The sequence below is a fragment of the Fundidesulfovibrio sp. genome (assembly GCF_058402725.1).
The window spans coordinates 1-3,339 of sequence record NZ_JBZVFJ010000236.1; the positions used below are offsets into that span (position 1 = coordinate 1).

The 3,339-nt window shown below is 45.6% G+C and carries 1 protein-coding gene and 1 pseudogene; one reads left to right on the forward strand and one right to left on the reverse strand.

From position 1 onward, the window contains the following. Nucleotides 1-313 (reverse strand): annotated as a pseudogene (locus ACV4UX_RS17990) (hypothetical protein); the annotation flags it as partial. 97 nt (nucleotides 314-410) lie between these two features. On the opposite strand from ACV4UX_RS17990, the gene ACV4UX_RS17995 reads away from it, so the two are divergent. Beyond that, the gene (locus ACV4UX_RS17995; RefSeq protein ID WP_491594656.1) at nucleotides 411-3,020 is read left to right on the forward strand and encodes a diguanylate cyclase; all 2,610 of its coding nucleotides are present in this window, start codon (nucleotides 411-413) and stop codon (nucleotides 3,018-3,020) included. Nucleotides 3,021-3,339 lie beyond the last annotated feature (319 nt).

Consider the following 3,339-nt stretch of genomic DNA (forward strand, 5'->3'; position numbering starts at 1 on the left):
TGGCCACAACCCACCGCGTGAAACAGGCCGACCCGTTGCCGCAGAGTTCGCAGAATGATCCGTCGCTCTCAAAATGGGCTGATGAAATGTCGGACAACCCGCCCGTTTCGCCATCCTTGCAGGCGAATATTACGCCGTCGGCCCCCACGCCGGTGTGCCGGTCACAAATTGCCTTCGCAAATGCGGATGAACGGGCGACATTGCAGAGCATTGTGTCAAACCGCCCAGAAAGATTGTTTATGCAGACAAAATCGTTCCCGCAGGCAGTGAGCTTTGTAAACTCAATTTTTTCGTTTTCTTCAAAAAATTTCATGACAACACATTTTACACAACAACTCCCCTTTTATCCAGTTGCGGATAGAACAAAATCCTAAACTTCACTTTAAAAGGCCAAAAACGCGCTGGGTGGCATGGTCAGCCAACGCGTTTTTGGATTGATAGGTTTCTTAAAAATTTATAAAAAGATTCTTCATTTTGATTTACCGCGCCCGACTAACAGCCTTATAATATCTCTACCAAAACATTGGGGCCAGCAGCCGGGGCTTATTTTCAGAACAAAACAGATGGTCGACATGACCGTCGCTACGAGACTGAAAGAGTTCTTGTTTGTTTCACTGAAACAAACAGCATGTATCCCCCAAAAAATAAGGTTTAAATTATATTGGATAAGCGAGAGGACTAGACAAATGCAACTTGCTCGATTTGAAATCTTTGTCCGTGAACTCAAAGAGAAATGTAATTTTCCAGGCTCTGTGCGGTCAAAGCAAGTCTACCGCCGGTTCTCAAACATCTGGTATAATGATACACGCACTCAAATTCTGGACGAGCCTCTAGTAATACTACTTGAAAAAACCCTAAATGCCAAAAACTACTTGCGTGAGCGAAGCTCTTCTGAGACCTTTTTCCCCGTACTGGAGCTGGAAGCTGTAGTGGTTACTAAGAGTAACTCGGCGATGCGTAAATCAACCAGCGACCGCATTTTGAAAGATATAAAAGATAGCTATCGGCATGCAATACATGAGTTTGATGCCTCTCATGATGGTCTGACTGGATTACTAAACGCAAAATCCTTTGATAAGAAGCTATCAGAAGCTGTGTTATGTCTTAAAAGTGATAATATGGACACTGAGCAGTCGTTAACTAACTTGGCAGCAAAGCACAAAGTTGCCGTGGTGTCTCTTGACATCGATCATTTCAAGCAGGTTAACGACTCGTATGGTCATGGCTACGGTGACGTGGTTCTCTACTGCTTCGCGAATCGTCTTGAAACAATGCTTCTTTCTCTTCGTGCAGAGTACGCTGATTGCTCTCTAGTTCTAGGACGCACAGGAGGTGAAGAATTCATGGTCGTTATCAGTGGACGTGTTCATGAGACCGCGGCGAGTGAAATCGCAGAAAAGCTTTGTAACGCTATAGCCAATGAAGTCCTTCCTTCTGAAAATGAATGGCTGTCGATGCCTAGCGAGCTCAAACCCAAGGCGTTTAATCTACCACATATTGCAGAACGAAAGATCACGACGAGTGTCGGGGTATCATCGATCGAGTCCTCACGACAAACACTTGACGACCGGGCTGTCTGCAGTTCGCTAAAGCGCGAGGCAGACGCAGCCCTATACCGCGCCAAGGCAGGTGGCCGCAACATCGTTCGCTGCTTCCCAGAGATCCGGGATAAACATGGCGCAGTACTAGAACACCATAGAGGTACGGATGTCGTAGTGATTGATATAGGGACGCAAGTTAATGTTAGTTCTGGTCAGGAATTCATGGTATTCCACCCTGATTTTGTTGGGGGCCATCCATTCGTGTATCACGACGGACGTTCGCAAAAAACGTTGGGCTACTATCCGCGTCAATCTTCGGGGCGGATTGTGGTTTTCGACGCACAGGCGGAAATCTCGTTCTGCACTGTCGCCAAGAATAGTACACACGATATCTTTCCTGTTGGTGCCCTTCTTGAATTCATTCCCGTTGGATCAATAAGCCATCTAATCTCACCACAGGCTGGAACCCTACTGGATGCCGTAAGACTAGTTGATGTCGGTCATTTTAAAACAAGCATCACTAGTGAGGTAAAGAAAAATAATATTGTGAATGTTATGGTTTTCACGCTACTCAATAGTTTGGAACTTGAAAAATCACGAGGGGCAGCATTCGCCAACAAGGCTTTAGCCGAACTGTTCAAGGCTATCGATGATAAATATCCGATAATAGCAAACACCACGCAGACGGGCCCTACAATGCTGGCTGTCTTTACAAAGAGTGAGCCATCCGAGGCACAGATGAAAGTTGCCCAATCTGTTCTTGATATGGCTGAAAAGCAATGTTTAGGACTTGCTCGTTTTGGTGCTGGCCTCTACTGTCCATCGCCCTCCGAAAACGATCCCAAGGCTGGTGCCTTCAATCCTCTGCATGCTCTCGATTTAGCTCGCTATGCGGCCGCAGCTATTGCTATGGATGGCCAGAATCGCCTTGAGGTGTTCTCCACTTCCACGGCGTCTAAGATTCTATTCCAACAACGAAGCCAGAATCACCACAAGGAAGGCATTTCTGACTACAAACGTTTGAAAGAATGCGGAGTTGAGGACGCCCGTTTTGAAAATCAGGGGGCGCTGTGCTATTTCGAAACAAATGAACCAGACTTTCCCCAAGCTCTCGCCGCTATTCAAAAAGCGAACGAACTTTTACCAGATGACCCTATCTTGATTGCTAATCTCGGGGTGATAGAATATGCGTCTGGCCATCCTCTTCAAGCCCACGATGCTTTTGAGAAAATCTATGTGGTTAATCCGAATTTCTCACTTCCTGATGTTTATCTTCGACCCCGAGCTCTTACGTCTTTTGAAAAGTTTCGTTCTAACCCAACAGCTTTAACTCGTGAGACTGTAGAGGAACGTCTCCGTGCAGCTCTGGGAGCGCCAAGATTGGTCATAAAAGATATTGCCAACGATGCCGATATTAAAAACGCTCTGGCTGAAATAACGAGAGAAACTGATCTTGTGTCCAACAAAACTATAGTATAGTAGAGTAGGGGCGACCATAGCTGGCCATGCCACCCGACGAAATAAAAAATTCAGGCAAGCCTGAAATGCCAATTGCCAAATTTCAAATGCCGAATCGAAAGACGGGTGGCCACGAATCCCCATTCAATTCGGCATTTGGCGATTGGACTTTGGAATTATTCAAATTTGGCCGCAAAATCGTCAATTTTATGACATTTTTGTAATTTCCGACAAATCGGGGAAATTCTGGTCGATCAACATTTTATTTTGATTTTTGGGGTATTGCCTGTATACTGACGCATCGGTATCCGGTGTGTTGAAAGTTGTATTGTTTGTATTG

What these genes read in the sequence shown, in the direction of transcription:
- ACV4UX_RS17995 (WP_491594656.1), top strand. Translation starts at nt 411, where the DNA reads ATGGTCAGCCAACGCGTTTTTGGATTGATAGGTTTCTTAAAAATTTAT.